The sequence below is a fragment of the Amycolatopsis echigonensis genome, from assembly GCF_014174495.1.
In the GTDB taxonomy this organism is placed as follows: domain Bacteria; phylum Actinomycetota; class Actinomycetes; order Mycobacteriales; family Pseudonocardiaceae; genus Amycolatopsis; species Amycolatopsis echigonensis.
Window position 1 is genome coordinate 39,428 of the sequence record NZ_JACJHR010000074.1, and the last position, 6,537, is coordinate 45,964.

The 6,537-nt window shown below is 69.2% G+C and carries 5 protein-coding genes; 3 read left to right on the forward strand and 2 right to left on the reverse strand.

The window, feature by feature from the left end; genetic code table 11:
- The first annotated feature begins 6 nt into the window (after positions 1 to 6).
- Both H5411_RS35950 and H5411_RS35955 read left to right on the forward strand, forming a co-directional pair.
- On the forward strand, positions 7 to 552 hold the full coding sequence (locus H5411_RS35950) for a SigE family RNA polymerase sigma factor (protein ID WP_101436241.1): 546 nt from the start codon (positions 7 to 9) through the stop codon (positions 550 to 552).
- 5 nt (positions 553 to 557) lie between these two features.
- A complete protein-coding gene (locus H5411_RS35955; protein ID WP_183126395.1) occupies positions 558 to 1,070 on the forward strand; it encodes a hypothetical protein in 513 nt (170 codons plus the stop codon).
- Positions 1,071 to 1,419: 349 nt separating this feature from the next.
- On the opposite strand, the gene H5411_RS35960 is transcribed toward H5411_RS35955, so the two are convergent.
- Complete coding sequence (locus H5411_RS35960; protein ID WP_183126396.1) at positions 1,420 to 2,778, reverse strand: MFS transporter; 1,359 nt, start codon at positions 2,776 to 2,778, stop codon at positions 1,420 to 1,422.
- Positions 2,779 to 2,982: 204 nt separating this feature from the next.
- On the opposite strand from H5411_RS35960, the gene H5411_RS35965 reads away from it, so the two are divergent.
- A complete protein-coding gene (locus tag H5411_RS35965; RefSeq protein ID WP_167441922.1) occupies positions 2,983 to 3,561 on the forward strand; it encodes a PaaI family thioesterase in 579 nt (192 codons plus the stop codon).
- 302 nt (positions 3,562 to 3,863) lie between these two features.
- On the opposite strand, the gene H5411_RS35970 is transcribed toward H5411_RS35965, so the two are convergent.
- Complete coding sequence (locus H5411_RS35970; RefSeq protein ID WP_101436243.1) at positions 3,864 to 6,329, reverse strand: tetratricopeptide repeat protein; 2,466 nt, start codon at positions 6,327 to 6,329, stop codon at positions 3,864 to 3,866.
- Between the last annotated feature and the right edge of the window lie 208 nt (positions 6,330 to 6,537).

The following is a 6,537-nucleotide window of genomic DNA, read 5'->3' on the forward strand; positions in this document are numbered from 1 at the left end:
CACCCGGTGCCCTCCCGCTCCAGTCCGGCGTCCGGGCCGAGCTCGCCGTGGGACGGCGAGTTCGCCCGGTACTTCGGCGAGCGCGCGCACAGCCTGCGGTCCACCGCCTACCTGCTTTGCGGGGACTGGCACCGGGCCGAAGATCTCGCCCAGGCGGCGCTGCTCAAGCTGTACCTCGCCTGGCCGCGGCTGGCCCGGCACGACGCGCTCGACGCCTACGCGCGCAAAATCGTGCTGCGCACTTTCCTCGCGGAGAACCGCCGCAGCCGCTGGAAACGGGAGCGGCTCACCGACGCGCCGCCCGACGTCCCGGCTCCTGCCGCCGAGACTGAGCACGACCAGCTGATCCAGCAGGCACTCGCCGCGTTGGCCCCGCGCCAGCGCGCGGTGCTGGTGCTGCGGTACTTCGAGGACCTGTCCGTCGAGGAGACCGCCGCGGCGCTCGGCTGCCGGACCGGCACGGTGAAAAGCCAGGCCGCGCGCGGTCTGGCCACCCTGCGGGCCCGGCTGGGTCCGCATTTCGAAGCACTGCCCGTTCCGGGAGGGAGGTGAACGAGATGGTCCCTGATGACGCCGAAGACACCGAGGCCGTGCGCGCCTTCTTCGCGCGGACGCCGGACGGCCCGCCCATGCGGGTCGACGCCGCGGACGTGATCGTGCGCGGTGCCGCCGTCCGCCGCAAGCGCAAACGCTGGGCGGTCGCGGGCAGCTCCGCCGCGACGGTCGCGGTGCTCGTGGCAGTCGGTCTCGCGGTAGGCAGCCGTGGGACCGAGCAGCCGCCGGTCATGCCCGCGGGTCCGGGACTCGCCACCGTCTCGCCCGCCCCGTCCAGCCCGCCAGGACCGGTGCAGGTCCCGTCGGGTCCGGTACTGGCCCCTACGCCAGGCCCGGAGGTGAGCCCTGGCTCGCCGGACAAGGTGCCCCCGTCGGAGCGGCAGACCGTTCCGCGCCCGGGCACCTCCCGTCCGGGGATGCCGCCGCGGGCGTATCCGACCACGAACGAACAGGCCCCCGTGTCTCCGGGCTCACCTGCGGGAAGCACGGCGTTACCCAGCACGACCTCCCGCTGAAACGCATTCGCGGCAAGAGTGGCGGAGGTCACCGGATCAAGTGGGTTTTCGACGAAATATCCCGGGCTTTCGGGGCGATGTTCTCAGTGGCGGCCGGAGCGGCCGTCGAACCCGTCGCTCAGCCGGCACACCATTGGCCGGCCCGAGAACCCGAGGAGGAAGCACCATGGTGCTCGTCGCACTGATGATCGAAACCGTAGTCGCCGTCGTGGTCGCCGGTGGCCTGGCAGCGTGGGCACGCAAGCGCTTCGCTCCGCAGGTCGAGGCGACGCAGAACAGCTGACTTCATACGAAAAACCGCCCTCTGTCCTTAGTGGACGGAGGGCGGTTTTCGCGTCGGCTCAGATAGTCACTTGCTGGCTCCGGCGAGTTTGCCGCCGGTGTCCGTGGTGTCGATCTGTTCGATCGGCACCCGTGCCGTTTCCGGGATCTTGATGATCGGGATCAGCGCGATGAGCGCCGCGATCATCAAGTAGTACGCCGGCCAGTCCGCGTTGCCGGTGCCGCCGATCAACGCCGTGACGATCACGCCGCAGGTGCCGCCGAACAGCGACGTCGAGATGTTGTAACCGATGGCGAACGAGCCGTACCGCACGCGCGTCGGGAACATCGCCGGGAACGTCGAGCCGATGACCGCCAGCATCAGCGCCAGCAGGATCGCCACGACCAGGAAACCGACGATCAGCCACAGCAGGCTGCCGCTCTGCATCAGCTTGATGCTCGGCCAGCTCAGCACGATGAACCCGATGGCCGCGGTGAGCAGCAAGGGTTTCCGGCCGATCCGGTCGGACAGCGCGCCCAGCGGGATCAACAGCGCGAACTGCACGATCTCCACCCCGATGATGATCAGGCTGGACTCGGTGTCGCCGATGTGCAGAGTGTCCGTGAAATACGTCGGCATCGTCGTGAGCAGCATGTAGTCGGCGATGTTCAGGAGCAGCACGATCCCGATCAGGTTCAGGATCATCCGCCAGTTGTGCTGGATGGTCTCCTTCAGCGGAGCCTTCTCCGACTTCTCGCCCGCCGCCTCGAGCCTGCGGAACTCCGGCGTGTCCTCGAGCTTCGACCGCAGGTAGAGCCCGATCGCACCGATCGGAAGCGCGATGAAGAACGGGATCCGCCAGCCCCACGAGTCGAACTGTGCGGTCGACAGCGACAGGTAGGTGATCAGCACGACCGCGTTGCCGAGCACGTAGCCGGCCAGCGTGCCCATCTCCAGGAACGAACCGAAGAAACCACGCCGTTTGGTGGGCGCGTATTCGGCGATGAACGTCGCCGCGCCGCCGTACTCGCCGCCGGTCGAGAAGCCCTGGACGAGGCGCAGCAGCAAGATCGCGATCGGAGCCGCGATGCCCATGCTGTAGGCACCCGAGTACGTCGGCAGCACGCCGACCAGGAAGGTGCAGCCGGACATCAGCAGAATGGTCAGGGCGAGCACCTTCTGCCTGCCCAGCTTGTCGCCCAGCGGACCGAAGAACGCTCCGCCGAACGGACGAACGATGAAGCCGACTGCCAGCAGGGCGAGCGATTTCAGCACCGCGTTGCCCTCGCCGGGGAAGAACAGTGTTCCGATACTTGTCGCGATCGCACCTGAGGTGAAAACGCCGTAGTCGTACCACTCGGTCGCATTACCCATCGCGGACGCGATCACCGCGCGCTTGACTGTTCTCTGATCGACCTCGGGTTTCCCCGTCTTTGGCTCACTCATCCCGGCGGCGACCTCCTCCTGCACACGTCCCGGCCCATCCGTTGGAGCACATTTCCCCAGTCTTGACCGGATGACACGTGCTGGCAGGATGAGTCGCGAAATTTCTACCGTGCGGAATTTTCCGACTACCCTGCGCTGAGGAAACGCGGCCGCGCCGGTCAGGGCGGGTGCCCGCGGGTCCTTCCGCCGGGTTAACGTCGTCCCATGAGTCCTGTTTCCGGTCCGTGGCCGCCCGTGCCGGTGGAGCCGCCGGAGATCCACCCGAAAGCCCCCGCGCCCGGCACCGAACTCGGCGCACACTTCGCCGAGTGCTTCGGCTGCGGCGACGAGGTAGACGACGGCCTGCACCTGCGCTCAGCCATCGGCGACGGCTACACGGTGCACTCGAAGTTCACCGTGACCGCCGCACACCAAGGCGCCCCCGGCCTAGCCCACGGCGGCCTGCTGGCCTGCGCCTTCGACGAAGCACTCGGCTCGACGGTAGGCAACCTGCTGCACCGCCCCGCGGTAACCGGCAAGCTCGAGACCGACTTCCGCCGCCCAGTACCGGTCGGGTCCACGCTGTACATCGAGGCCAGGCTGGACGGAGTCGCCGGCCGCAAGATCTACGTAAGCGCAGACGGACACCTAGACGCCACAGACGGCCCAGTAGCAGTGAACGCCCGAGCAGTATTCATCGCAGTCGGCTTCGAACACTTCAGCACCCACGGCGACCCGCAAGCGCTGGAGAAACTCGCCGAACAACACCGCCGCAACAAACGCGACTGGGACATCAACCCCTAACCCCCCCAGCCCGCTCGCCCCCCGAGGACCGTCCGTGAGGGACTCCTCCACGGAATTAAATTCCCTCAAGGAGCCCTTCACGACCCCCAACCGGCACCGGCGCACCCGCGATCGAGGCACCCACACCCTCCCCCGCACCCCGATACGAAGCCTCCCTGCGGTTCGGGGGTGCTTGTCAAGGCATCTTTCCCGCCTTGACAAGCACCCCCGAACCGTCAGCACACTTAGGCTTCGGGGTGCCCCACGCACACACCCGCCTGCAATGTCGCCGCCAGGCGACGAGCCGAGACCCACACCCACACTCAGGTAAGCGTCCGAGGCCGAATCGCATTCGCCCGATCCACCAACGCGATCCGATCACTAGAACTGTCGGTAAGCCGAGCCAAAGACCGATAACACCGCTCCAGCCCAAACCGGACGTCCCGCTCCTCCAGCTCGCACCCGAGCACCTTCGCGGTGGTAACCGGCTTCGCCTGGCCAGGCACCTTCAACCAGTCGTAAGCCGCCTCCAGCACCTCCGCGCTGAGCCGCGTATGCCGCTCCGCGTCCAAATTGAGCCGCTGCAACCGACCCGACGCATCGACCAGATCGCGCTCAGTAACCGCCTGGTGCTCGCCATTGCCCGCACCCTGCGCCCGCGTCTTGATCTTGATCGCCGCGACCTGCGCGTCCACGTAATGCGTCGAAGTCGCCGGAACCCCTTCCAGCACCTCGACCGCGCTCTCCCGCGCCCCCTGCGCCAGGTACACGCGAGCCAGCCCGAACGCAGCACTCACGTAGGTCCGGTCCGTCCGCCAAACCAGCTCGTAGAACCGCGCCGCACCGAAGTAGTCCCCGACGCCCTCGGCACTCACGCCCAACGCCAGCTTCGGCGCGATCTCCCCCGGCAGGTCGTCGTACACCGCGTCGAACGCCACGTGCGCCACCCGGGGCCGACCGCCCGCCAGCTCGATCAGCCCGCGGTACCAGTCGATCCGCCAGTCGTGCGGGAACCCGTGCCGGATCGCCAGGTACTGCGCGGCCTGCAACTGCCGCTGCGCCTCCACGAACTCGCCCAGCTCGATCCGGGCGCGGACAATCCGCAGCCGAACCTCGATCGACTCGCGCGGCGCCGTAGCCAGGGCCTCGATCGCCTCGTGCGGGTCCAGCGCGGTCGTCGTAGCGAGCACACCGGCGGCCGGGTCATCCGTGTCGACCTGCGGAATCGGCAGGCCGGCGACGACCTCGGCGGCGTCCGGCAGCGGCACGCGCTCGCCCTGCTCCGGCACCACGAGGTGGACCCCGAACGTCCGGCTCTCCGGCCCGAACACGGTCGACGCGGCCGGACGCGGCTGGCCAGTGCCGAGCGCCATGATCTCGCGCAACACGCCGGTCAGCTGGTCGGCCATGTCGTCCGCGGCGATGAAGCGGCGGTCCGGATCGGCGTGCGTGGCGCGCTTGAGGAACCGGTAGTACGACCCGAACAGCGCGAACAGCGGCACCTTGTCCGGGCCGGGCAGCGTGTTCTTGTACTCGCGGGTGTAGCCGGCGAACTCGAAGCTCAGCACCGCCAGCGTCCGGCCGACCGTGTACAGGTCCGAGGACACCGAGGCGCCCTGCGTCGCCAGCTCGGGCGCGCTGTAGCCGGTGGTGAAGAACAGCGGGCTCTCGTAGTCGTCGATCCGCCGCACCGCGCCGAGGTCGATCAGCTTGAGCTGCTCGCGGGTCTGGATGACGTTGTCCGGCTTGAGGTCGCAGTACAGCAGGCCCTGGCTGTGCAGATAGCCGAGCGCGGGCAGGATCTCCAGGCCGTACGCGATGACCTGGCCGATCGGCAGCGGCTCCGGCCGGTTGCTTTCCCGGTGGTGCTGCAGCGCGAGCTGGCGCAGCGACTGGCCGCCGACGTACTCCATCACGATGTAGCCGACGGTGTTGCCGGTCTGCGCGTCCGGATGCTGCACGAAGTTGTGGATCTTGACGATGTTCGGGTGCTCGACCTCGGCGAGGAACCGCTGCTCGTTCGCCGCGGCGGCCATCGCGGTGGAGTCGCCGGTGTCGATCAGGCCCTTCAGCACGACCCAGCGGTCGGACACGTTGTGGTCCTTGGCCAGGTAAATCCAGCCGAGACCGCCGTAGGCGAGCGCGCCGAGCACCTCGTACTGGCCGCCGACGAGCTCGTGCGGCTTCAGCTTCGCGACGAACGAGAACGGCGTGCCGCACTTCTCGCAGGTGCCCTCGGGCTCGCCCGGCTGCCCGTCCTTGCCGCGGCCGACCTTCGCGCTGCAGTTGCCGCAGAACCGCTTGTCCTCGGCCACGACCGGGTTCGCCAGCACGGCGGTCGACGGATCGCGGTACGGAACCGGCGGGACGTCGATGAGACCCGCGCCGAGCCGTCCGCGCCGGGAGCGGCGGGTGCCGCGCGAGCCGGTGCGCCGGGAGGTGCCGGGGAACGAACCGGTTCCGGTGCCCGTGCCAGTGCCTTGCGAACCCTGGGAGCCCTGCGAGCCGGTGCCGTGCCCCTCGCTGCCGCCGGACGGCAGAACGCTGTCCGTGCCGTGATCGGGCAGCGGGCCGCCGTCGGCCGGGGCCACCCGCGGGGTCGGCGGCATGATGCTCTGGGTGTGCGGCGTCGGGCTGGCCAGCACGCTGGTGGGCATCGGCGCGGCCGGGTCGACCGGAGCGACCGGCTGGTTCGACTGCGGCAGGATCACCGGCGCGAGGTCGCCCGGCGGACGTGTGGGGGCTTCCCCTCCGTCAGCCGGACGCTTGGCCTGAGCCGCGGTGCCCATCGGGATCGGGCCGGAGTTCGGGCCAGTGGCGCGGTTCTCCGGCGGGCGGGACGGCCGGTTGCCCTGTCCTTGCGGTGCCTGCTGCGGACGGTTCGGCGGGACCGGCCGCTGTCCGGTGCGCGACTGCGGCGGGTACGGCTGCCCCTGGGACGGCGGCGCGGGCTGATTCTGCTGCCCCGGTGCGGAAGCCGGGTACGGCTGGCCCTGA